This window comes from Variovorax sp. PEI5 (genome assembly GCF_056679935.1).
The window spans coordinates 384492-408370 of the sequence record NZ_JBWXPH010000003.1; the positions used below are offsets into that span (position 1 = coordinate 384492).

The 23879-nt window shown below is 70.6% G+C and carries 22 protein-coding genes; 14 read left to right on the forward strand and 8 right to left on the reverse strand.

What is annotated here, in order from left to right:
• Positions 1-28 precede the first annotated feature (28 nt).
• From gsiD to AC1MLT_RS21245, 4 genes are all read left to right on the forward strand, one after another.
• Positions 29-973, forward strand: a complete 945-nt coding sequence (gene gsiD / locus AC1MLT_RS21230; protein ID WP_481036287.1) for a glutathione ABC transporter permease GsiD — start codon at positions 29-31, stop codon at positions 971-973.
• The gene (locus AC1MLT_RS21235; RefSeq protein ID WP_481036288.1) at positions 970-2040 is read left to right on the forward strand and encodes a P1 family peptidase; all 1071 of its coding nucleotides are present in this window, start codon (positions 970-972) and stop codon (positions 2038-2040) included. Before gsiD ends, AC1MLT_RS21235 begins: the two co-directional genes overlap by 4 nt.
• Positions 2037-2858: a M55 family metallopeptidase gene (locus AC1MLT_RS21240; protein ID WP_481036289.1), complete on the forward strand. Its 822-nt coding sequence runs from the start codon at positions 2037-2039 to the stop codon at positions 2856-2858. Before AC1MLT_RS21235 ends, AC1MLT_RS21240 begins: the two co-directional genes overlap by 4 nt.
• An 80-nt stretch (positions 2859-2938) precedes the next feature.
• Positions 2939-3658 carry an aspartate/glutamate racemase family protein gene (locus AC1MLT_RS21245; RefSeq protein ID WP_481036435.1) on the forward strand — a complete coding sequence of 240 codons (720 nt, stop codon included), beginning with the start codon at positions 2939-2941 and terminating at the stop codon, positions 3656-3658.
• A 28-nt stretch (positions 3659-3686) separates the two neighbouring features.
• Here the strand turns inward: AC1MLT_RS21245 and AC1MLT_RS21250 are convergent, their stop codons facing one another.
• On the reverse strand, positions 3687-4586 hold the full coding sequence (locus AC1MLT_RS21250; protein WP_481036290.1) for a LysR family transcriptional regulator: 900 nt from the start codon (positions 4584-4586) through the stop codon (positions 3687-3689).
• A 70-nt stretch (positions 4587-4656) separates the two neighbouring features.
• Between AC1MLT_RS21250 and AC1MLT_RS21255 the strand changes: the two genes are divergently transcribed.
• The 4 genes from AC1MLT_RS21255 (at position 4657) to AC1MLT_RS21270 (ending at position 8154) form a co-directional block, all read left to right on the forward strand.
• Complete coding sequence (locus tag AC1MLT_RS21255; protein WP_481036292.1) at positions 4657-5778, forward strand: TauD/TfdA family dioxygenase; 1122 nt, start codon at positions 4657-4659, stop codon at positions 5776-5778.
• Positions 5775-6746 (forward strand): tripartite tricarboxylate transporter substrate binding protein, encoded by a 972-nt coding sequence (locus AC1MLT_RS21260; protein ID WP_481036294.1) that lies wholly within the window; start codon positions 5775-5777, stop codon positions 6744-6746. Before AC1MLT_RS21255 ends, AC1MLT_RS21260 begins: the two co-directional genes overlap by 4 nt.
• Positions 6743-7615: an isocitrate lyase/PEP mutase family protein gene (locus tag AC1MLT_RS21265; protein ID WP_481036295.1), complete on the forward strand. Its 873-nt coding sequence runs from the start codon at positions 6743-6745 to the stop codon at positions 7613-7615. The genes AC1MLT_RS21260 and AC1MLT_RS21265 overlap by 4 nt, the downstream gene beginning before the upstream one ends.
• Positions 7616-7878: 263 nt before the next feature.
• Positions 7879-8154, forward strand: coding sequence for a hypothetical protein (locus AC1MLT_RS21270; protein WP_481036297.1), 276 nt, complete (start codon positions 7879-7881; stop codon positions 8152-8154).
• Between the two features lie 121 nt (positions 8155-8275).
• Here AC1MLT_RS21270 and AC1MLT_RS21275 read toward each other — a convergent pair whose 3' ends face one another.
• From AC1MLT_RS21275 to AC1MLT_RS21285, 3 genes are all read right to left on the reverse strand, one after another.
• Positions 8276-8932 carry a hypothetical protein gene (locus AC1MLT_RS21275; protein WP_481036298.1) on the reverse strand — a complete coding sequence of 219 codons (657 nt, stop codon included), beginning with the start codon at positions 8930-8932 and terminating at the stop codon, positions 8276-8278.
• A gap of 50 nt (positions 8933-8982) precedes the next feature.
• A complete protein-coding gene (locus AC1MLT_RS21280) occupies positions 8983-11583 on the reverse strand; it encodes a two-partner secretion domain-containing protein (RefSeq protein WP_481036299.1) in 2601 nt (866 codons plus the stop codon).
• A 65-nt stretch (positions 11584-11648) separates the two neighbouring features.
• Positions 11649-13334, reverse strand: a complete 1686-nt coding sequence (locus tag AC1MLT_RS21285; RefSeq protein ID WP_481036300.1) for a ShlB/FhaC/HecB family hemolysin secretion/activation protein — start codon at positions 13332-13334, stop codon at positions 11649-11651.
• Positions 13335-13690: 356 nt separating this feature from the next.
• Between AC1MLT_RS21285 and AC1MLT_RS21290 the strand changes: the two genes are divergently transcribed.
• Complete coding sequence (locus AC1MLT_RS21290) at positions 13691-14035, forward strand: hypothetical protein (RefSeq protein ID WP_481036301.1); 345 nt, start codon at positions 13691-13693, stop codon at positions 14033-14035.
• 85 nt (positions 14036-14120) lie between these two features.
• Positions 14121-14852 carry a TorF family putative porin gene (locus AC1MLT_RS21295; RefSeq protein ID WP_481036302.1) on the forward strand — a complete coding sequence of 244 codons (732 nt, stop codon included), beginning with the start codon at positions 14121-14123 and terminating at the stop codon, positions 14850-14852.
• On the opposite strand, the gene AC1MLT_RS21300 is transcribed toward AC1MLT_RS21295, so the two are convergent.
• The 4 genes from AC1MLT_RS21300 to AC1MLT_RS21315 are packed head-to-tail and all read right to left on the reverse strand — an operon-like array spanning position 14830 to position 19640.
• Entirely contained in the window at positions 14830-15786 is a 957-nt protein-coding gene (locus tag AC1MLT_RS21300; RefSeq protein ID WP_481036303.1) for a LysR family transcriptional regulator, read from the reverse strand. The genes AC1MLT_RS21295 and AC1MLT_RS21300 overlap by 23 nt on opposite strands.
• 25 nt (positions 15787-15811) lie before the next feature.
• On the reverse strand, positions 15812-17095 hold the full coding sequence (locus AC1MLT_RS21305; protein ID WP_481036305.1) for an aspartate aminotransferase family protein: 1284 nt from the start codon (positions 17093-17095) through the stop codon (positions 15812-15814).
• Entirely contained in the window at positions 17092-18666 is a 1575-nt protein-coding gene (locus AC1MLT_RS21310) for a M81 family metallopeptidase (RefSeq protein ID WP_481036307.1), read from the reverse strand. The genes AC1MLT_RS21305 and AC1MLT_RS21310 overlap by 4 nt, the downstream gene beginning before the upstream one ends.
• A 2-nt stretch (positions 18667-18668) precedes the next feature.
• A complete protein-coding gene (locus tag AC1MLT_RS21315; RefSeq protein WP_481036308.1) occupies positions 18669-19640 on the reverse strand; it encodes a Bug family tripartite tricarboxylate transporter substrate binding protein in 972 nt (323 codons plus the stop codon).
• A 392-nt stretch (positions 19641-20032) separates the two neighbouring features.
• On the opposite strand from AC1MLT_RS21315, the gene AC1MLT_RS21320 reads away from it, so the two are divergent.
• The 4 genes from AC1MLT_RS21320 (at position 20033) to AC1MLT_RS21335 (ending at position 23877) form a co-directional block, all read left to right on the forward strand.
• Complete coding sequence (locus AC1MLT_RS21320; protein WP_481036310.1) at positions 20033-21007, forward strand: Bug family tripartite tricarboxylate transporter substrate binding protein; 975 nt, start codon at positions 20033-20035, stop codon at positions 21005-21007.
• 17 nt (positions 21008-21024) lie between these two features.
• Entirely contained in the window at positions 21025-22554 is a 1530-nt protein-coding gene (locus AC1MLT_RS21325) for a M81 family metallopeptidase (protein ID WP_481036311.1), read from the forward strand.
• Positions 22555-22610: 56 nt separating this feature from the next.
• Entirely contained in the window at positions 22611-23159 is a 549-nt protein-coding gene (locus tag AC1MLT_RS21330; RefSeq protein WP_481036312.1) for a cupin domain-containing protein, read from the forward strand.
• Positions 23160-23304: 145 nt separating this feature from the next.
• Positions 23305-23877, forward strand: a complete 573-nt coding sequence (locus AC1MLT_RS21335) for a 2,4'-dihydroxyacetophenone dioxygenase family protein (RefSeq protein ID WP_481036313.1) — start codon at positions 23305-23307, stop codon at positions 23875-23877.
• Positions 23878-23879: the final 2 nt, after the last annotated feature.

The window sequence follows — 23879 nt, forward strand, 5'->3', positions numbered from 1 at the left end:
GCGCAGCCCGACCTCGAGGTTCCACGGCATGACCACGCCTTCCATCCCCACCCCTCCCGACGCGACGCGGACCGCGGCCGCGTCCGTCGCCGCCACGGCGGTCGCCGCTTCCGCCGGCGCGATCCGCACACCCTGGCGCGAGTTCTGGCGCAAGTTCAAGAAGCAGCACGTGGCCGTCGCGGCGCTGGCGTTCGTGCTGCTGCTGGTGGCGGTCGCCGCCCTGGCGCCCTACCTCGCGCCCTTCGACGCCGAGAACTACTTCGACTACGACCGCCTCAACGAGGGCCCCTCGGCGCTGCACTGGTTCGGCGTCGATCCGCTGGGTCGCGACATCTTCAGCCGCATCCTCATGGGCGCGCGCATCTCGCTGGCCGCGGGCTTCCTGTCGGTGCTCGCCGGCGGCGCGATCGGCACCGTGCTGGGCCTGCTGGCGGGCTACTACGAAGGCTGGTGGGACCGCATCGTGATGCGCATCTCGGACGTGCTGTTCGCCTTCCCCGGCATCCTGCTGGCGCTGGGCGTGGTGGCCATCCTGGGCAGCAGCATGACCAACGTGGTCGTCGCGGTGGCGGTGTTCAGCGTGCCGGCCTTCGCGCGCCTGGTGCGCGGCAACACGCTGGTGCTCAAGCAGATGACCTACATCGAGTCGGCGCGCAGCATCGGCGCCTCGGACTGGACCATCATCGCGCGCCACATCCTGCCGGGCACCATCTCGTCGATCGTCGTGTACTTCACGATGCGCGTGGGCACCTCGATCATCACGGCGGCGAGCCTGTCCTTCCTCGGCATGGGCGCCCAGCCGCCGACGCCCGAGTGGGGCGCGATGCTCAACGAGGCCCGTGCCGACATGGTCAACGCGCCCCACGTCGCGCTGTTCCCCAGCCTGGCGATCTTCTTCACGGTGCTGGCCTTCAATCTGCTGGGCGACGGCCTGCGCGACGCGCTCGACCCCAAGATCGACCGCCAGTCATGACGCCGGCGCCCTCGACCGGCGCGGCCCGGCCGCCGCGCATCGGCGGCCTGGCCGGCGGCGCGCTCGACGCCATCACCGACGTGCCGGGCGTCCGGGTCGGCCACGCCACGCTCGACGACGGCGACGTGCAGACCGGCGTCACCGTGATCCGGCCGCACGCGGGCGACGCCTATCGCGACAAGGTGCCCGCCGGCCTGGCGGTCATCAACGGCTTCGGCAAGAGCATCGGCCTCCTGCAGCTCGAGGAGCTGGGGCAGATCGAGACGCCGATCGCATTGACCAACACCTTCGGCGTCGGCGCCGTGGCGCAGGCCCAGATCCGGGCCTGCGTGGCGGACAACCCCGGGACCGGCCGCCACCTGCCGACCGTCAATCCGCTGGTGCTGGAGTGCAACGACGGCTTCCTCAACGACATCCAGCGCATGGCGGTCGGCGAGACCCATTACCTCGACGCACTGGCCTGCGCCTCGACCACCTTCGCGCAGGGATCGGTCGGCGCCGGGCGCGGCATGTCGAGCTTCCAGCTCAAGGGCGGCATCGGCAGCGCCTCGCGCCGCGCCCCGGTGCGCGGCGGCGCGACCCACACCGTCGGCGCGCTGGTGCTGGCCAACTATGGATTGCTGCCCCACCTGGTGTGGGCCGGACGCCCGGTGGGCGCCGACATCGCCACCCGCATCGACGACCAGGCCCGGCGCCAGGCGATCGAGGCCGAGAAGGGCTCCATCATCATGGTGCTGGCGACCGACGCGCCGCTCGACGCGCGCCAGCTGCGCCGCCTCGCGCTGCGCGCCGCGGCCGGCCTGGCGCGCACCGGATCGGTCTATGGCCACGGCAGCGGCGACATCGCCCTGGCCTTCAGCACCGCCTACACCCATCCCCACCTGCCCGAGGCGACACCACCCTCGCCTGCGCTGGTCCACGAGAGCCTGCTCGACCCGCTGTTCCAGGCCGCCGCCGACAGCGTCGAGCAGGCCATCGTCCATGCCCTGTGGCACGCCACGCCGGTCACCGGCCGCGCCGGTCACCACCGCGCCGCCCTGCGCTCACTCCTCGCAACGACACCATGACCAAAATCCTCATCTCCGTGGACATCGAAGGCGTGGCCGGCGTCTACCACCCCGAGCAGGTGCGCCCCGGCAATCCGGAATACGAACGCGCCCGGCGCCTGATGGCGGCCGAGGCCAACGCCGCCATCGCCGGCGCCTTCGACGGCGGCGCCGACGAGGTGTTCGTCAACGACTCGCATGGCGGCTTCCGCAACATGCCGCCCGACCTGCTCGACGAGCGGGCCCAGGTCATCCAGGGCAAGCCGCGCTACCTGGGCATGGTGTCCGGCGTGGAGCTGGACGTCGACGGCGTGTTCTTCGTCGGCTACCACTCGCGCGCGCAGGGACGGGGCATCCTCGCGCACACCATCAACAGCTTCGCCTTCGCGCGCATCGCACTCGCTGGCCGCGAGCTCGGCGAGGCCGGCCTCTATGGCGCGCTGGCCGGCGCCTATCACGCCCCGGTGCTGATGGCCTCGGGCGACGACGTCTTCATCGCCGAGACGCGCGAGCTCTTTCCGCAGGCGCGCTGGGTGCGGACCAAGCGCGCCGCCGGCGCCCACAGCGGCACCAGCCTGTCGCCCGCGCGCTCCTGCGCCGCCATCCGCCAGGGCGCGCACGAGGCCATGGCGCTGTGCGGCGGCGTGGCGCCATTCGTGATCGAGGGTCCGATCGAGGTCGAACTGCAGACGCAGACCACCGCGCTGGCCGACCTGTTCTGCCAGTGGCCCACCCTGCGGCGCGTCTCGGGCGATGCCCTGCGCTTCGAGGCCGATGGCATCGAGGCGGCGGTGCGCATGCTCAACTGCCTGTCCGCCATGTCCAGCATGCTGCGCTGACCGCCATGGGCGCACTCCTTCGCGACATCCGGCCCGACGGCGGCCCCGACGGGTCCGGCGCGTCGTTCGAGCATCCCGCGATGGTCGGCATCCTGGGTGGCATGGGTCCGGCCGCCGGCGTGGATTTCGCGCGGCTGTTCGTCCAGGCCTGCGAGCAGTGCCTGCGCGACGCGCGGCGCCCGGTGAGGGACCAGGCCTTTCCGGCGCACTGGCTGGGGCAGTTGCCGATCGTCGACCGCACGACGGCACTGCAGGACGACCAGGCCGCGCAGCCGCTCGACGGCATGCGCCAGGGCCTGGACCAGCTCGCGCGCATCGGCGTGCGCGTGGCCGCCGTCTCCTGCAACACGGCCCATGCGTGGCACGACGCGCTGCGGCACGCGGTGCCGGGCCTGCGGCTGCTGCACATCGCGCACGAGACCGCCGCCACGCTGCGCGCCCGGGGCCACGGGCGCGCCATGCTGCTGGCCACGCGAGGGACCTATCGCATCGGGCTCTATGCCCGCGCCTTCGCCGACGCCGGCATCGACTGCGTGCAGCCCGACGAGGCGCAGAAGGACCTGCTGATGCAGGGCATCTACGACGGCGTCAAGGCGGGCGACACGACGCTCGCGCAAGTGCGCTTCGCGACGGTGGGCCGGGAGCTGCGCGAGCGGCACGGCGCCCTGCCGCTGGTCATGGCATGCACCGAGATCCCGCTGGCCCTGCCCTTCGCCGCCGAGGCGGCCGGCTGGGACCTGGTCGATCCCTCGGCCATCCTCGCCATGGCACTGGCGCGCCGGGCCTACGGCCTGGACTGAGGCGGCGCCGGCGGGAGGCCGGGCATCCTCACACCCCGCTCGCCGTGCGCTGGCGCTGGGCATCGATGCAGACCGAGGTCATCGCATCGCGCAGCACCCCCAGCGCGCGGTCGTCGTCGTCGGCCTTGCGGGTGACCAGCGACAGCTGCAGCACCGGCGCGCCGCGGCCGAGCCGGATGATGCGCACCGGATGGATCTGGCACAGCCTCGGGTCGGCCAGCTGCACCAGGGAGATGCCCAGGCCGGCGCTGACCATCGCGACGATGGCCGCGACCGTGTCGAACTCGAACTTGCTGCGCTTGTCCTTGAAGTGGGTGGCGACATAGCGCGCCGCCAGGACGCCGGTGACCGTGTCGCGGTCGTAGCGGATCCAGTCGTGCTGGCGGAACAGCGCGGCGATGCCGCTCTCGTTCACGCCCGGCGGCGCGATCAGCACCAGTTCGCGCCGCAGCATCGACTGCCAGCGCAGCCGGCTCGACGCGCCGCGCTCGGGCTGCGCGACCAGCGCGGCATCGAGTTCGCCCGCCTTGACGGCGGCCACCAGTCCCGTGCTGCGGCCGCGCGTGGGCCGCACCTCCAGCGCCGGATAGCGCTCGCGCAGCAATCCGAGCACGCCGGGCATCAGCACCGGCTGCATCGACTCGATCATGCCCAGCCGCACCACGCCCTCGATGCTCACGCCCGGGCGCTTGCGCAGCGACTCGATGCGCTGCAGCGCATCGCGCATGGCGGTCGCGACATCGTGGGCCAGGCGCGTCGGGCGCACCTGCGCGCCCGAGCGGTCGAACAGCGGCTGGCCCATGTAGACCTCCAGCTGCTTCATCTTCATGCTCACCGCGCTCGGGGTGAGATCCATCTCGGCCGCCGCGGCGGCGAGCGTGCCGCCGCGCAGCACGGCGTCGAGCGTGAGGAAGGCGTCGAGCTTCATCAAATTTCCTGACTTGAGACACCAAGGAACATCGCTATTTTCCTTGCGTCGGGCTGCCTAGACTGCGCCCATGAACAGAGACATCCCCGAACACCTCAGTGCCGGCCCGCGCGCCTGGCTCGCCGCCGACGTCCAGCAGGACGACTCCTGGGTCCAGCACCTGAGCGCCGAGGCCGTGGCCGGCTTCGATGCCGCGCTGGCGCATGCCCGGCGCGTCGACCAGCCCTTCCTGTCGATGACGCAGGCCGACTTCCCGCTCAACGAGGCCGCATCGGGCGCGCTGGCGCAGGCCATGGCGACCACGCAGGGCCGCTGGGGCATGTGCCTGCTCAAGGGCTTTCCGGTCGAGCGCTGGAGCGAGGACGAATCGCGGCTCGCCGTCTGGGGCATGAGCCTGTACATGGGCGTCGCGCGGACCCAGAACCGCGCCAGCCAGATCATGAACGACGTCCGCGACGAGGGCGGCAGCTACAAGGTCAAGGGCGGGCGCGGCTACAACACCAACGCCGGGCTCGACTTCCACCAGGACTCCTGCGACGTCGTCGGCCTGCTGTGCCGCCGCACCGCCAAGACGGGTGGCACCAGCAAGGTCGTGAGCTCGATGGCGGTGGTCGACGAGGTGCGGCGCGTGCGGCCGGATCTGGTCGACGTGCTGAAGCAGCCGATCCACCACAGCTACCAGGGCACGCAGGACCCGAGCCAGCCGCCGTTCTACAACTGCCCGATCCTGGGCAGCGACCCGACGCACTTCGCGATGCGCACCAACCGCAAGAACACGGTCGCGGCGCAGCGCGATTTCCCGGAGGCGCCGCGCCTGACGCCGGCGCAGGTCGAGGCGCTCGACCTGCTCGACGAGCTGCTGCCCGACCCGCGCTTGTGCTACACGATGTCGCTCGAACGCGGCGACATGCAGTTCCTCAACAACTACGTCACCCTGCATTCGCGCACGCCCTTCGAGGACTTCGAGGACGCGGATCGCAAGCGCCACCTGTTCCGGCTCTGGATGTCGATCCCGTCGTCCCAGCCGCTGCCGCCCGAGTGGGAGGACTACTACGGCGACGTGCGTGCCGGCGCGGTGCGCGGCGGCGTGCGCGGCAGCGCCATCACGCCGGAGTTCGTCGACTACGAGCGCCGCCAGGCGGCCGCCATGGGCATGCCGCTGAAGGCCTGGCAGACGGTCGCCGCATCATGAACCGGCGCCAGCTGATCGCACGGGCCAGCGCCCTGGCCATGCTGCCGACCGGCCTGCTGTCGCTCGGCGACGTCCTGGCGCAGCCGCAGGCCACCAGGCTGCTCGTCGGCGCCACGCCCGGCGGCGGCACCGACATCGTCGCGCGGGCCATCGCCCTCGAACTGGGCCGGCGCCTGGACCGCCCGTTCATCGTCGACAACCGCCCCGGCGCGGCCGGCAACATCGCCGCGCTGGCCACGGCCAAGGCCGAGCCCGACGGGCAGACGCTGCTGCTGAGCTACACCAGCCACGCGATCAACGCCTCGCTCTACGACAACCTGCCCTTCGACCCGGTCAAGGACTTCACGCCCATCAGCCAGATCGCGAGCTCGCCGGCGATCCTGGTGGCCCGCCCGTCGTTCAAGGCCAACAACGTCGCCGAACTGATCGCCCTGGCCAAGGCCCAGCCCGGCAAGCTCAACGTGGCGGTGGCCGGCATCGGCTCGGCCAACCATCTCGCCGGCGAGATGCTCAAGCGCGATGCCGGCATCGACATCGTCGGCGTGCCCTACAAGGGCACCGGGCCGGCGATCCAGGACGTGGTGGCCGGGCAGATCGACCTGGTGTTCGCGGGCGTGGCCACGGTGCAGTCGCTGGTCAAGGGCGGACGCCTCAAGGCGCTGGCCGTCACCAGTCCGAAGCGCCTGCCCGCCTACCCGGACGTGCCGGCGATCTCCGAGGTGCTGCCGGGCTACGAGTACAGCTCCTGGTATGGCCTGTTCGGCCCGGCCCGGATGCCCCGGGAGATGGTCGACCGGCTCGCCGGCGCCGCCCGCGCGGCGCTCGCCTCGCCCGAGATGGCCAGGCGCCTGGCCGACGAGGGACTGGTGCCGGTGGGCAGCTCGCCCGCCGAGTTCCAGAAGTTCGTCGCCACGGAGATCGTGCGCTGGGGCAAGGTCGTGACGGCGGTCGGGGCGAAACCCGAATGAGCGCGCCCCGCCTCCCGTTGCGCGAGCGCCTGATGCAGCCGCGCCCCCTGCTCGCGCCCGGCGTCTACGATGCCCTGACCGCCCTGCTGGCCGAACAGGCCGGCTTCGAGGCCCTCTACCTCTCGGGCGGCGCCGTCGCCTATTCGCAGCTCGGACGCTCCGATGTCGGCCTGACCACCGCCAGCGAGACCGCCGACGTGCTGGCGCGCATCACCGACCGCGTGTCGATCCCGGTGATCGTGGATGGCGACACCGGCTATGGCAACGCGCTCAACGTGCAGCGCACGGTGCGCTCCTTCGAGGCCGCGGGCGCGGCCATGATCCAGCTCGAGGACCAGGGCTTCCCGAAGCGTTGCGGCCACCTGGACGGCAAGACGCTGGTCTCGGTCGGCGAGATGTGCGGCAAGCTGAAGGCGGCGGTGGATGCGCGGCGCTCCGACCGCACGCTGATCCTGGCGCGCACCGACGCGGTGGCGATCGAGGGCCTCGAAGCGGCCTTCGAGCGCGCCGAGGCCTATCGCCAGTGCGGCGTCGACGCGCTGTTCATCGAGGCCCTGCGCAGCGAGACCGACATGGACGCGGCCTGCGCGCGCTTCGCACCGCATCTGCCGATGCTGGCGAACATGGTCGAGGGCGGCAAGAGTCCGGTGCAGAGCGCCGAGGCACTGGGCGCCCGGGGCTTCCGCATCGTCATCTTTCCCGGCGGCACCGCGCGCTTCGTGGCGGCGCAACTGCAGCGCTACTTCGCGAGCCTGCGTGCCCATGGCACGACCGCGCCGATGCAGGACGGGATGCTGGATTTCGACGGTCTCAACGAGGTCATCGGCACGCCCGAGCTGATGGCCCTGGGACAGCGTTTCGCGCCATGAGCACGCACCCCGCGCGATCGCCCGCCCTCGGCCGTGGCGTACGCCATCCGTGGGACGAAAGCGCCCGGCACCGGACATCCGGGCCCTCGGCCTGCTGCTCGTTTGAGCTCTAATGCACCGGGGCGAAGCGACTGCCCACGGCCTGGCCGGTGACGGCACCGCCAGGACGATCTGCGATACAAGGAGTGATCCGCGCCATCGCCGATCGATCGAGGGATCGGCATCGGCGCCCCGATTCTCTGCACTCTCAACTGGATGGAACCATGCTCGTCGACACCTACAGCAGCAACAAGCACTTCGGCAAACGCTTGACGGTTCCCGCGGGTTCCAGGGACTACAAGCTTCCGCTGGGCGTCGACCCCGACTTCGGCTCCATGACGCTGATCAGGGCGGGCTTCGAGATCCTCTCCGACACGCCGCATGCGGAGCTCGATACGGCGGACGTCATCGCGCAGATCGATGCCAGAGGGTATGCGTTCCATTCCTATCGCCGCTCGCAGTCCGCGGAGGCCGCGCCCGAGACGCCCGAGCTTTCCTAGGCGCGTCGGTCCCGTCGCGTGACCTCGACGAGGCCGCGGCGATCCCCGTCCCGCGCGACATCGGCCAGGATGCCCGGCCCACGGGGACCCGCCCCCGGAGCCGCTCGTCGCCACGCTGGCGTCAGCGCTCCCGAGGCCGATCGGGATCCGGCGCCAGCATCGGGAAGACCTGGGCGAGCGAGCGGGTCTCGGGCAGGATGTAGACCACGCCACTGGTGCCCGTGAACGTCGGGCTGACGATCCGCTCGTAGAAGTCGACGGGCACGTTGACGCAGCCATACGAGATGCGCCGATCCCGCGGCCGGGCGCTGGCCAGTCGCCGGGCCCGCTGCTCGCGGGGCTGGCCGGCGATGACGGGGTGCAGCGAGAGCGCCATGCCGTAATCGATCCACAGGATCTCCCGACCCTGGAGGTTCTCCCCGATCGACACCGTGAAGCGCCCGGCCGGCGTGGTGCGTTCCTCGGGACGGATCGACGACAGCCGACGGGTGCCGATGTCCGGCGTCGAATCGTCGCCACTGGCACTGCCCAGCAACGCCGGCGCGCCGCCCAGGGGCCGGCCTCGGGCATCGAACACCCGCACCTCGGCGGCGGTCTTGTCGACGATGGCGAAGGGCGAGCCGTCGTTGTCGCCCGATGCGACGATCCATCCGACCATCCGTCGCACGGCGCCGGACGCGACATCCGCGACGACGGCAGCCGCTTCGGGCGCCGCCGCGTGCGCGCCCGTGACCGGCAGCCCGGCGACGAGCAGCGCGCAGAGCGCAACGGCGGACACCGATCGCCGGCGCGGTCCTCCGGGGGCCGGCCAGGCCCTGCGCGGGTGGCTCAATGCCGATCCTGCTTGCGCGGATAGGCCGGCGCGACATAGGGCCGGGGCTGGGCCGCGCGGGCGGCCGGACGCGCCGCCGGCGTCGAGCGGGGCGGGTCGATGGGCTCGAAGCGCCGGACGTCGGGGATCGCCGGCTCGACGATGTCGAGCGCGACCGGGAAGCCAGCCCTGGACAGCGCGATCGGACCGCCGGGAACCTCGTTGAACCACCGTGTTCCCTGGAGCGGCACGGGCCGGCCGGCCAGGAGCGTGGAATCCAGGGGCGCCGGGTCGAGCACCACCAGGGTCGGCACGATCACGGGCGTCGGTCCCGCGACGGGGGAAACCACCACCGGCACGCCACCGACGACGGGCGTCGCGCCGGGCGTCACGGGCCCCGGTGAGGTGACGGGCGCGGGCGCCGGCGCTGGTGTCGGCGTCGGCGTCGGCGCGGGGGCTGGAACGGGAACCGGTGCGGGTGTCGGTGTCGGTGTCGGTGCCGGTGCCGGTGCCAGTGCCGGTGTCGACGTCGGGGGCGGCGCAGGCGCTGGAGTCGGCGCGGGTGCGGGTGCGGGTGCGGGTGCGGGTGCGGGCGCGGGTGCGGGCGCGGGCGCGGGCGCGATCGTCGCCCGCGTCGAGTACGCCGTGGGTGCGCAGCACGACGTGGCCAGGGCATAGCTCGCGGCATCGCTGCCGCCCAGGCCATAGCCGGAGAAGGTCACCACCTTGCCGGTGCCCACATCGGCGCTGTCGAAGCTCGCCGTGCTGCCCGGCCCGGCGACCAGGGTGACGCCATTGGGGTTGCCTCGCAGCGACGAGAGGGTCGCGGCCGTCGTGCCATCGAAGGTCTTGTCGGCGCCCTGCGCGAACACCAGCATCCGCTGCGTCAGGGCGGCGCCGCCGCTGAGGATGAGACGGCCCGAATAATCCGTCGGCGCCAGGTAGGAGGTCGGGTTGTAGAGCACCTCCACCCGCGCATCGGGACCGACGACCGTCATGGCCGGCGCCAGTGGCGCGAAGACCACCGTGCCGGCGACGGCCGCGGGATCGCCGGCCCCGTAGCCGCCCAGCAGCAGCAGGCCCGGCGGCAGGTCCAGGCTCTGTCCGGGCAGGGTGCTGCCGCGCGTCAACGTGAGCTTGGCGGCGATGTTGACGTTCTGCGCCGCGCACATGGCGATGTTGCCATCGGTGGTGGTGATGGCGGCGTCCATGTTGACGTCGCGCCCGGCGCTCAGCAGGATGCTGCCGTTGGTCGTCGTGAGCGGCGCGCGCACGTTGACGTCGCGGCCGCAGCAGGCCGTCAGGTTGCCATTCGTCGCCACGATGGGCGCATCGATGTTCACGTCCCGCGCGGCGTTCAGGGTCAGGGTCGTCGGTGACGAGCCGGCCGACCAGCTCACCGCCTGGTTGATGAAGATGTCGCCATTGCCCGGAGTGGCTGAATTCAGGCCCGTGACGGGCGGGGTGCCGGCGATGGTGGCGTCCGGGCCCGTGGCCAGCGTGCTGATGGTGACGCTGTTGGTGACCAGCAGCGCCGACAGCGTCGCGCCCGAGATGTTGTCGGTGGCGTTGCCCCCGACCGTGAAGTCCTGCGGATCGATCAGCCACTCCCCCGCGGCACCGCGCGCGGCCGAGGTGTCGATCCTCACGCCGTCGGCGATCCTCACGGTCGCCGCCGAGGTCTCGACGAAGCCGCCCCTGCCACCGGCGGGCGCGCTGGCATCGAGGATGCCGGCCACGTTCACGGTGCCCTCGTGCATGCCGCCCAGCAGCTTGATGACGCCGCTGACGTTCTCGATCGTCTGCGCCTGCACGACACCGGTGTTGTTGACCGCGTTGGCCAGCAGGCTGCCGGCGGCCTGCGTCGTCATGAGCACCGTGCCGCCATCCGCGCGGATCGCGCCGCCGTTGTCCACCAGGGCGTTGAGCGCCCCCCGGTCGATGGTCACGCCCAGCAGGCGGTCGCCCGCCATGTCCAGCGTCATGGCTTCCCCGCCGGCCAGGGCCACCGTGCCGAGCCGGGCCGTGATCACGCCCTGGTTGCTCACGGTGGCGCCCAGCAGCGCGACATATCCGCCCGGGCCGGCGGTGATGCTGCCCTGGTTGACGACGCCGCCGCCGGCACCCGGCGTGAACGCGAAGTCGCGCGCCAGGAAATCCGCGTCGCTGATCGAGAGCGCGGAGGCCACCAGGCCGCCGACGTTGACCGAGGCCCCCGGTCCGAAGAGGACGCCGTGGGGATTGACCAGGAACACGTTGCCGTTGGACGACAGGCTGCCGAAGATGCGCGAGGGCTCGGCGCCGACGACGCGGTTGAGCACGATGGCACCCGGACCGGGCTGGACGAAGCGCACGGACTCGCCGGCCCGGATGCCGAAGCTCTGCCAGTTGATCACCGCCTGCGGCGTCGTCTGGGTGACGACCGTGTGGGCGGCCGTGCCGCCGATGGCGGCCGCGCCGGCGGCCACCACGCCCCCCGTGGGCTCGGCGCGGACCAGGCCGCCGCAGGCGAGGGCCATCGAGAGCGCCAGCACGCGCAGGCCGAAGACGCCCCGATCGGCGGGGATCGCGGCAATGGGGGCGCGGCGGTTCGACGGGCTCGGGGCGGTGCGGTCCATGGAAACTTTCGAAGGCGGTCTGGAAGGTCGGAATGGATCCGGCCCGAGGTTCGGGATGCGCGGGCTCACAGGAACTTCACCGCCTGCACCCAGAACCGCCCCGAGCGGTCGGGTGCCGAGAGGGCCGGCTCGCTGCCGACCTTGCGGGCATAGAACGCGCGCACCAGGTAGTCGTTGGCCTGCGACCAGGAGACGCCGACGCCCGCGCCGCTGAGGGTGCGATGGTTGTCGCCGGCCAGCCATGGATTCTTCTGCAGGGTGGCGCCGGCGGTGTCGAAGAAGCCGATCAGCTGCCACTGGCCACGCTGCCCGGCCGGGAACGCGGGCAGCCTCAGGCGTGCCTCCAGGGTCAGCACATGGCCACGATCGGCATAGGCCTCGCCTTCCGGGTAGGCCCGCACGCCATACAGGCCTCCCAGCGCCATCTTCTCCGACACGTCCAGGTTCCTGGAGGCGAACTGGCCATTGACGCCGGCGAAGAGCGACAGGCTGTCGGTCACGCCCTGGAGCCGCGCGATGCTGAAGGTGATCTTGTCGAAATGCCCGCTGCTCTGCGAAGGCGCCTGGCGAAGGGCCAGTTCCGGGGTTCGCGGCTCGACGCTGCCGGTGCCCCAGGCCAGCGCGTAGCTGCTCGCGCCGCCGGCGCCCAGGGTGTCGCGCTGATCGCCGCGCAGGCTGGCGGTCATGACGCGGGCCGACTTGTCGGCCACCGGCATGTCGAGGTCGAGGCGGCTGCGGTCGGTATAGCGCTTGGCATCCAGCGCCAGGCCCGCATACAGGTTGGCATGGCGCGCGCGGATCAGCGGATAGCTGCCATAGAGGCTGGCGACGCGGGCGGTGCCGCTGGCGCCCAGCGGGGCGAACTCCCGGCCCAGTTCGTAATGCAGCCAGCTGTAGGCCGCGCCCAGGGTGGCCCGGCCGACCTGGATCTGGTAGGAGGGCCGGACGAAGCTGAGTCCGGAGCCCGAACTGAGCACGCGCAGCGAGGCCACGTCGCCCAGGCCGGCCGGGTTGTTCAGGTTCACCGTCGCGCCGACGCGGTAGCTCCCGGTGTAGCGGTTGCCGGCGTTGTCGGCATCGATGCTGCCGGTCACGCGCCGGCCCTCGGAGACATCGACCGTCAGGTCGGAGCTGCCCGGCGCGGCTCCGGGCGCCAGGGTGGAAGCCACGGCCACGCCGGGGAGGTCGGACAGCAGCAGCAGCCGGTTCTCCAGCGTGCCGATGGCCACCGCATCGCCCGGTTCGATGCCCGCGAGGAGGTCCGCGAGCAGGCCGTCGGAGAGCCGGCTCCGGTTGCGGGTGACGATGCGGCCGTAGCGGCCTTCGATCACGGCGATCGTCACGCTGCCATCGACGATCTCCTGCGGCGGCAGGTAGGCCCGGGCCACGATGTACCCCGCGGCGCGATAGCGTTCGGTGATGCGCGCGGCCAGCGCGCGCAGTCCATCCAGCGACAGGTCGCCGCCGCGTTCGAAGCCCAGCCCGGCGACCAGCTCGTCGGACGTGAACAGTTGCGCGCCGGTGATGCGCAATTCGCGCACGGTGATCTTCGCGCCCTCCGTCGCGGCGGCCTCCGGCGTCCTGGCGGGTTCGAGACGGATCGCCGGCGACGAGGGCTGGAGCGCGGGTGCGGGCGGGATCTGCTGGAGCTGGGTACCCGCACTGGGCACTTGCTGCGCCAGGACGGGGGGACTCCACAGCAGCAGCAGGAATGGCAATGCACCCGCCGGGATCGCAAAATGCTTTTGCATGGGCCAATGGATTTCATAGCGGTCAAAATCGACCGAACTGGCTGCAGAAGCGAATCAATTTAGTAGTTATAAATCGCTATATAAAATGTGCCGTATGCTGCAACGCGCACCCATTAAGCGCTCATATACAAATAATTACTGATAATTAATTTATTAATTATCGAATTAACTTTTATTACTTCTAAAGTTCGCGTCGATGGGCCCATCGACGAAGGGATCGATGGACTGACCGATGGACGACCCGGCGGTCCGGGCCTTTCCTTTACGCTCATTTGTCGCCACGCCCCTGGATCTTTGCACCGTCTTTTCACGGGCATCGAGACAATGGATTTCTCCTTTTTCCAGGCAAGAAATCCATGGCCTACGCCGCCTATCGAGACCATTCCATCACCGCCGAGACCACCCGCAGCGATGCGTTCCTGGTGCTCGATCTCACGATCCCGTCGGTCGACTCCTTCCGCGTCCGTCGCGCCTTGTCGTCGTGCGAGGGAACCGGTGTGCTGCGCTGCGAACCCTTGCTGCATCCGGGCGGTGCCTATGGCAACGACGCGCCGCGCGTGCGCCTGTGGGTCCGCCTTCCGTCGTCGAGCTATGCCAGCGTCCTGCATCGTGTCCTCGAATGCGTGCCCGATGGCGAGATCGGTCATCTGACCGACTGGCGCCGGTATCTGCGGCACCGGAACATCGCCCATGGCGGTTGAAGCGATCCGCCTCGACCGTCCGACCGACCGACCTCCCTTCTCCCCCTCCCCCCAGACCAGCCACCGCGTCCCCATGACCCCTGCCATGAACGACATCCCTCTCCGAGCCTCGCTGATCGCCGCCCTCCTCTGCGCCCCGATGCTCGCCGCCGCCCAATTCACGGGCAACGTCGCGCTGACGAGCAACTACAAGTTCCGTGGCCAGGATCAGGACACCAGCAAGAACCGCGCGTTCAAGCCGGCGATCCAGGGCGGTCTGGACCATGCCTTCGGTGAGACGGGCTGGTACGTGGGCAACTGGAACTCCAGCGTCAACTGGCTGCCGGGCAACAGCATCGAGAGCGACTTCTACGGCGGCTACAAGTTCGCCGCCGGCGGCATCGCCTGGGACGTGGGCGCGCTGACCTATGTCTACCCCGGCAACAGCACCGGCAACACGACCGAGCTGTATGGCGCGGGCACCTATGGCCCGGTGACGCTGAAGTACGCGGCCACCGTCTCCAAGGACTACTTCGGCTATGCCGGCTATCGCAACGACTCCGGCCTCAAGGGCACGGGCACGGGCTACCTGAGCCTGATCGTGGCCCAGGAGATCGCCCCTTCGCTGACGCTCAAGGGCGCCATCAACTACACGCGCTTCGCGAGCGACATCCGCGACATCGGCGTGCCCAGCTATGTGGACTACGCCGTGGGCGTGTCCTGCGACTTCGGCAACGGCCTGGCGCTGTATGGCGGCGTCCAGGGCGCCACCAAGAAGAGCTACTTCGGCGACATCAACAAGGCGCGCGCCATCGTCACGGTGAGCAAGACGCTCTGAGCCCTCCAGCGACGCGGGGGTCCGTCGCGCAGGTCGTCGACCAGCTGCGTGCATCGATCCGGCGACTCAGGAATTCCCTGAAGGCCCGCACCCTCGGACTGTGCTGCTCGCGATGCGCATGCACCAGATGGACAGGCTCGGGCATGGGCAGGTGGTGCTCCCGCAGGAGCGGGACCAGCCGGCCCGCCGCGATGTCCTCGCCGATGTGGAAGGCGGCCAGGCGCACGATGCCGGCACCCGCCAGGGCGAGATCGCGCAGCATGTCGCCCTGCGTGAACGAGGCCCGGCATTCGACGGGCACCACCACCACGCCGCCGTCGCGCCGGAACGCCCAGCTGTTCCAGGGACTGGCGAAGCTGAAATTGAAGCAGACGTGTCGCAGCAGGTCCTCGGGGGCGCGCGGCACGCCGTGCGCCGCGAGATAGTCCGGCGCGGCGCACACCAGCCAGTCCGATGCTCCGATGCGATGCGCCACATGGGAGGAGTCGGGCAGCACGCCGCTGTGGATGGCGATGTCGACCCCCTGTTCGAACAGGTCGACATACTGCGCCCCGACCGACACCTCCACCTTGAGTTCGGGATATTGCGCCAGGAAGTCGGGCAGCCAGGGCAGCAACTGGTGCCTGGCGAACGTGGGGAGGGCATGGATGCGCAGGACGCCGGCCACCCGCTGCGGCAGCGACTGGCCGATCGATTCCGCGGCCGCCACGGCATCGACCACGGCCTGGGCACACGGCCGGTAGGCGATGCCCTCGGCGGTCAGCCGATGCGCATGCGGCCCCCGATGGAACAGCTTGACGCCGAGCTTGTGTTCGAGGGCGGCGACGGCCTTGCTGACGGTGGAGGGCGCCAGGTCGTTGTCGCGCGCGACCGCCGAGAAATTCTCGGCATCGGCGGCCCACAGGAACATGCGCAGCTGGGTGTGGAAATCCATGGCGCGATGCTCCCCGGCCGGCTCCTCAGGCCGACGCGGACTCGTCCGTCCGCTGTCCGGGCGCGGGCTTGCCGAAGACCGCCGCCAGGCTGGCGGCGGCCCGCGCGAAAGCGGTCTTCATCTCGCGCAGCACGCCCTCGTGGTGGTCGAAGGACAGATAGAGACGGCCATAGGGCGAGGGCATGACGAGGACGCCGGCCTCGCGCAGGGCCAGGTGCAGCGCCTTCGAGAATTCCGGCGAGGCCATCCGGCTCGCCTCCTCGTAGGTGCGGGGCGCGGCCGCCGATGGCCAGATGCTGAAGACCGTGCCGAAGCCGGAGGTGGCCACGGTGATGCCCTGCGCGGCGAACGTGGCTTCGATGAACGCGCGCAGGTCCTCGCCCCGGGCCGACAGGGCCTCGTAGTCGCTCGCCTGCAAGCCCTCCAACGTGGCGAGCAGGGCGGCGCAGGCCATCGGGTTGCCGCTGAAGGTGCCACCCCGCAGCACGATGCCCTGCTCGAACCCGTCCAGCACTTCGGCGCGACCCACGACGGCCGACACCGGCACGCCATTGCCGATCGCCTTGCCGACCGTCGCGATGTCGGGCGACAGGCCTTCCCGCAGGCTGGTCAGGCCGGCGAACAGGCGGAAGCCCATGAGGACTTCGTCGGCGATGACGAGGGCCCCGTGCCGGTGCGCCACCGCCTGGACATGCCGCAGGTAGCCCGGCGCGGCCATGATGCAGCCGGCATTGGCGAGCATCGGCTCGACGATGACGGCGGCGATGTCGGGGTCTTCCTCGAAGAGCCGCTCGACATCGTCGAAGTCGTTGAAGCGCAGCAAGGTCGTGCGTTCCGTGCGGGGCCGCGCGCCATCCGCGAAGGCCGCCTCCGGACTCGACACGTTGCCGAAGCTGACCTCGTCGAACCAGCCGTCGAAGCCCGCCGCCATCTTGGCGATCCGGCGGCGCCCGGTGAACGCGCGCGCGGCCCGGCTGGCCAGGTGGACCGCCTCGCTGCCCGAATTGGTGAACATCACCTTGCGCATGTCGCCGGTGAAGCGCGCCAGGGCGGTCGCGGCGGGGTGCTCGCGCACATGCGCCCACGAGGGCGCGGCCGCGTCCTGCAGCGCGCGACCCACGCTCTCCAGCACCGCCGGCCGCGAATGGCCCAGCAGCACCGCGCCGAAGCCCAGCGCCGTGTCGATATAGCGGCGACCCCGTTCATCCCACAGACAGGCGCCCCGGCCCGTGGCGATGAAGAGCTTCTCGCCATTCAACGTCGGCAGGATGCGCGCCGCGCTCGAGACATCACCCACCAGATTGCTCATTGATTCCCCAGGACCGATCGCTCGGTCGAAACATCGGCCGTCCCGCGCATCGGCCCGGGCCCCGCGCGGCCGCGGGTCGGTACCGCCTCGGCCTGGAAAAACGGATCGTCGAGCGGATAGAGCGGACGCGCCTTCTCCAGCCCGAGCACGAACGGATCGAAGACGGTCAGGCCCGGTGTCTCGATGCACACGCATTCGCCCCAGTCACCGAAGGCCAGCTTGAAGTGGTAGCCGGACTTCACCACCACCACGTCCGCGTCGTCCAGGCCGATGCCGGCATCGAGGAAGCAGCCCGGATCCTGGCTCATCAAGGGATCGCGGGTGATGAGCAGCGTCACGCGATCGGCCTCCAGCACGGCGTACTCGCCGATCCGCAGGGTCGCACCGCGCATGAAGGCCCCCCGGTTGCGATACATGCCCACGCCGGTCGACCGGACCGTGCCGGTGAGCACCAGCGGGGGCTCCGCGCCGGTGATGGCGCCGCCCACCGCCACGGTGACCCGGGCGCCGGCACCGGCCCGGCCGCAGAGCGCGACCGCGGCGGGATCGGTCACCGGCGCCACGACGCGCCGGGGCGCGTGGTGGGCCAGGACCTCGCGCACCACATGCAGGCTGTCGCCCGGCGCGCCGGCCAGCACGCGGTCGCCGAAGTCGCCCAGGACGACCCGGCCGGCGACGCGCGCCAGCGTCTGCGCGAGCGTCGGCAGCACGTGCCGGAACTCGCCCCGGGCGGCCCACATGCCGTCCGCCAGCACGCGTGCCAGGGCCGCCGCGGGCTCGCGGCCGGCCTCGTGGCGGGCGTAGACGACGATGGTCTGCCCGACGCCGGTGCCGTCGATGAACGGATTGACATTGAAGATGGAGGCATCGAGCAATGCGGGGTCCGCGGCCACTCCTTCGCGAGCGGTCGCGTGCAGCTCCCGCAGCGGGCCGCTGCCCGTCTCGTCGTTGCCGCCGGTCAGCATCGGCACCAGCACCTTCATGCCGACGGGCGACAGCCGGCCCTGCAGGATGCCGGCGAGCACCATCGCCACGCGCTCGCCGGTGGCGCCGGCATCGCCATGCGGATTGGTCTTGTAGGCGGATGCGAAATCGAGGTGATCGAGCATGCCGCCGCCGGCATGACCATGCAGGTCGAAGCCGGCCACGATGGGCACGTCCGGTCCGACGATCTCGCGCAGGCGCCGCAGCAGGTCGGCTTCGGCGCTGTCGAGGCTCTCGGTCTGGATGCAGCCGTGCAGGCACAGCGCGATGGCATCCAGCGGAGCCGACCGCGCGGCGTCGAGCAGCGCGGACAGCAGGTGGGCATAGGCATCGTCGGTCACGCGGCCCCCCGGGCTCGCCCGCGCCGCGATGGAGGGCACCAGGTCCCAGCCTTCGGCGCTGCCGATGCGCAGGATGCCGCCGAGCACCGAGTCGGCTTGCATGTTCCGCGTCACGACCGCGTCGCCCCGCTCGATGGCGAAGGCGTCCAGCGGCGTGCGCAGCGGGGTGAACCCATGGGCTTCCTGGAAGATCTGGCCGACCAGCACGCGCGGTGCGCGACCCGTCGCGACGTGGGTGGGTTCCACGTTCATTCCAGGCGGATGTCGCCGGCGTCGGCGAGGGTCTTGAACTTCTTCAGCTCGCGCTCGAGCAGGGCCTTGAAGACCTCCGGCTTGCTGCCCACGCCGACACCGGCGAACTTGTCCATCGTCGCGACCATGTCGGGCGTGGCCAGCACCCGGGCGGACGCGGCCTGCAGCCGGCCCACGATGGCGGCCGGTGTCTTCGCCGGCGCGACCAGGCCGAACCACGAGCTGTCGTTGACCGGCTTCAGGCCGACCTCCTCGAAGGTCGGGACGGCCGGCAGTTGTGGGATGCGCCGGGGCGCGGCGACCGCCAGCGCCCGCAGCCTGTCGGTCTGTATGAAGGGCAGGGACGAGGGCAGATTGTCGAAGACCGCGTCGATCTGGCCCGCCATCGCATCCTGCAGGGCCGGGCCGCTGCCCCGGTAGGGCACGTGCAGGACGCGGGTTCCCGCGCTCTGGTTGAACAGTTCACCCATCAGGTTGGCTTCGGAGCCGGGACCGGGCGAGCCATAGGTGAATCGGCCGGATTGCGCCTTGGCCCCGGCGACGAACTCGGCCATGGTGGTGACGCCGAGCCTGGGCGAGACCGTCATCACGTTGGGCACTGAGACGAGCTGGGTGACCGGTGCCAGGTCCCGCAGGACGTCGTAGGCGAGCTTGGGAAAGACCGCCGGATTGACCGCGTGCGTGGTGACGGTGGCCATGCCGATGGTGTAGCCGTCCGGTGCCGCCTTGGCGACGAAGTCCGAACCGATGGCGCCGGACGCGCCGGCCTTGTTGTCCACGATCACCGGTTGGCCGAGCTCGCGGGTCAGGCGATCGGCCATCGCGCGGGCGATCAGGTCGGTCGTCCCGCCCGGGCCGAACGGCACCACGAGCTTGATGGGCCGGGTGGGCCAGGACCCGGTCTCTGCCCGGGCCGGCAGCGAGACGACGGAGGCGGCCAGCGCAAGTCCGAGGAGGATGTTGATCATTGCGGGATTCGGAGTTGAAGTCGGGGTCGGGGTCGGGGTCGGGACCGGATGCCCCTGCCGCGCCATCCAGCGCGATGCCGCAGTCTAGGAAGGGCATGCCGGGTCTGAACAGGGGTCGCGGACGCTGCGTCCACAAAAGTAGACCGGCGGGCGTCGAGCCCGGCCGCCGCGCCCACCCTGGTGCATCGATCCGCGCGCAGGACGGCCTGCCATCGATGCCCGGATCGGTGCGTCGCGCGCCGCCGCGACGCACCGATCCGGAGGATGCGCGCGGCCGGATCGGCCGGGAACTGGTGAATATATTCACCACGACCGCGCGGCCCCGTATCGCGGCCGGGCAAACCGCCGCACAGTTGGCCGGCCCAGCCCACCGTCTTCACCGGACCCCTCCCATGCACCCCATCGCCCGACGTTCCCTGCTCATCCTGACCGTGATGGCGATGACCGGTTCGCCGGCGTTCGCCGCCGATGTCTTTCCGAGCCGCCCGATCAGGATCGTCGTGCCCTTCGCGCCGGGCGGAACCACCGACATCCTCGCGCGCATCATGGCCGATGGCATGGGCCGGCATCTGGGCCAGTCGTTGATCGTCGACAACCGGGCCGGGGCGGCGGGCGCGATCGGCTCGGAGATGGTGGTGCGGGCGGCGCCCGACGGCTACACCCTCGGCATCGCGACGGTGACCTCCCACTCGGTGTTGCCACTGACGCGCAAGCTCAACTACGACGTGCGCAAGGACCTCATGCCGGTCGTCAACATCGCCAACTGCCCGACCGTCTGGTCGGCGGGTCCTCGCGTCGTCGCCAACAACCTCGCCGAGTTCATCACGCTCGCCAAGGCCGAGCCGGGCAAGTATTCGTTCGGCTCCTCGGGCACCGGCGGGGGTGGCCACCTGAAGATGGAGATGTTCCAGTACCGCACCGGCACGAAGCTGCTGCATGTCCCGTACAAGGGCATCAGCTTCGTCATCCAGGACGTGCTGGCCGGCCAGGTCGACACCCTGAGCGACGACCTGCCCTCCTCGCTGCCCTACATCCAGAGCGGCAAGCTCAAGGCCCTGGCGGTCTCCGGCACGCGGCGCGTGCCCAGCCTGCCGGACGTGCCGACCTATGCCGAGCAGGGCCTGCCGGAGCTGGGTCTGTTGTCGTGGTTCGGCCTGGTGGCGCCCGCGAACACCCCGCCGGAGGTGATCGCCCGACTCAACAAGGCGGCCAACGACGCACTGGCCGAGCCGCAGATCCGCGAGGCCATCGAGAAGCTGTCGGTGTTCCCGGCCGGCGGGACGCCCCAGGAATTCGGCCGGACGATGGAGAACGACCGCACCAGCCAGAGCGCGTTGCTCAAGGCGGTGAACGTCAAGCTCGATTGACCGGCGCACCGATCGCCATGCAGCAGGAACCGGAGGAAGCCATGCCCCACCAGACCATCCTGAGCGGCTCCATCTATCAGGAGTCGCACAGTTTCAATCCCATCCGCACCGGCCGCGACCAGTTCCAGATCGCCTTCGGCGAGGACGCGCTGAAGGGCTTCAGGGGCACCCGGACGACGCTGGGCGGCGTCATCGACACCGCCGAGGCGGCCGGCTTCGAGGTCGTGGTGCCGGCCTCGTTCCGGGCCTCGCCCTCGGGGATCGTCGACGACGCGGTGTATCTCGAATTCAAGGCCGTGATGCTCGAGGCGGCGCGCCGGGGCGGCTTCGATGCGATCGTGCTGGCATTGCATGGCGCCATGGTCACGACCGGCTTCACCGATCCGGAGGGCGATCTCATCCGCAGCCTGCGCGACATCGTGGGACCGCGCGTGCCGATCACCGCCGGCCTGGATCTGCATGCCCATGTCACGCCCTACACGTTGGCCGCCTGCGACTTCATCACCGGCTACAAGACCAATCCGCACGCCGACATGGCCGAGACCGGGCGACTCGCCATGCAGGCCGCGCAGGCGATGCTGGCGGGCACGTTCGAGCCCGTGTGCGTGTCGGTGCATTTTCCGATGCTGACGCTGGGCCAGGACCGCACCGACGAGGAGCCGCTGATGGGGCTGCATGCCCGCGCGCGCCGGCTGGTCGAGGAGACCGGCCTGTTCGACATCAGCATCTTCAACGTGCAGCAGTTCCTCGACATCGCGCATATGGGTCAGACCGTCCTGGCCTATGGCAACGGCAAGCTCGATCCCGCCTGGACCGCGGCCCACGAGATCGCGGATGCCCTGTGGCGGGCGCGCGATGCGCTGGTGGGCGTGCTGCCGGACATCCAGACCTGCCTGGCGCGGGCGAGCGAGCCGGGTCGGACCCGGCCGGTCGTCATCGGCGACCAGGGCGACCGGGTGGCGGCCGGTGGGCCGGGCGACAGCACCTTCGTGCTGACCACCCTGCTGTCCGATTTCCCTTCGCTCGCCGCGGCGGTGCCGATCCGCGACCCGGCCTCGGTCGACCGCTGCCAGGAAGCCGAGGTCGGCGACCTCGTCGAGCTGGTCATCGGCGGCCGCCACTCGATCGAGACGCCACCGGTGCGGGCCGTCTGCCGCCTGCTCGCCAAGGGCCCGAACATCGAGGCGGTGATGAAGGGCCCGGCGCATGGCGGCATGGCGGTGCAGATCGGCCCGTACGCGGTGGTGCGGCTCGGCCAGGTGTCGATCGCCCTGACGGAGCTGCCGCTGACCTACCTCGACCCGAACTTCTACGAAGCCATGGGCATCCGCGTGGCCCAGCAGCAGGTGGTGGTGGCGCGCTCGGGCTACCACTTCTCGTTGAACTATGCCGATGTCGGCGACTGCATGACCTGCGACACCGTCGGCATGACCGCCTACCGACCGGCCGAACAGCCGTTCACCGTGGCCCGGCCCTTCCATCCGGTGGACCCGGTGGCCTACCAGCCGGTGACCGCGGTGCGCCGACGCCTGGCGCCGTCGAACTGAGGCGCGGCCGCGGGGGCTGGCGGCCATAATGCCGGCCTGTCGACAGCGAGGGCACCATGGCACAGATCGGCATCCATCTCAAGCGTCTGCGCCTGCGCAGGAAGCTGTCGGTACGCGACCTGGCGGAGCGCTCGGGCATCTCCCACGCGACCATCTCCCTGGTCGAGCGCGACAGGACCAGCCCGAGCGTCGACACGCTGTCGGCCATGCTCGACGCCCTCGGCACCACCCTGGTCGGCTTCTTCGACGGCCTGCAGACCACGTTGACGTATTCACCGTTCTACGACGAAGAGGATCTGGTGGAGATCGGCGACAAGGACACGATCTCCTATCGCATGCTGGGCATGAACCACCCCAACCGGCACATCCTCATGCTGAGGGAAACCTACGAGGTCGGGGCCGACACCGGGGAAGCGTTCTCGCACCGCTCCCAGGAGACCGGCTTCGTGCTGAGGGGTCGGGTCGAGGTGACGGTGGGCGACCAGATCCGGGTGCTCGAACCGGGACAGGGCTACTACTTCGACAGCCAGACGCCCCATCGCTTCCGCAACGTCGGGCCGGACCGGGCGGAGATCATCAGCGCCGTGACGCCGCCCACCTACTGAGGCCGATGCGCGACCGGGGCGACGCTGTTCCGGACCGGCACACCCCCTGGTCGGGTCGACGCCTGGGCAGCCCGATGGCGCGGACCTAAGCTGCATGGACCTCGACGGTTTCGTCGCCTCCCCATCGCAAGAAAGCATCCCGACCATGAATGTCGCCGCCCCCTCGCCTGTCGCGCCCGCCGCTGCGGCCACCGCCGGACCCGACCAGCTGGCCATCCCCTATGCCCTGCCGCAGGTGCCCTACATGTCGCCCGACCTGGTGCACCTCAACGTCCTGGACCGATGGCTCGAGAACGACGAGATGTGGGTGCCGGTGACCGCGAGCGTGTCCTTCAAGCCCCTGCTGCTGTGCACGAGCGGTGGCTACTACGTGAACCTCCTGCGCGTGCGCAAGGCGGGCGTGCTGTCGCGCCATCGTCATTCCGGCGCGGTCCACGCCCTCGTGCTCAAGGGCCGATGGCAGTACCTCGAGCACGACTGGGTCGCGGAGGAAGGCTCCTATGCCCACGAACCCGCCGGCGAGACCCACACCCTGGTCGTGCCCGAAGGCGTCTCGGAGATGATCACCTGGTTCCATGTCACCGGCGGCTACACCTATGTCGATCCGCAGGGCGTCGCGGTCGGCTACGAGGATGTGTTCACGAAGCTGGAAGCCGCCCGCAGGCACTACAAGCAGCTGGGTCTGCCGGACGACTACATCGAACGCTTCATCCGCTAGCG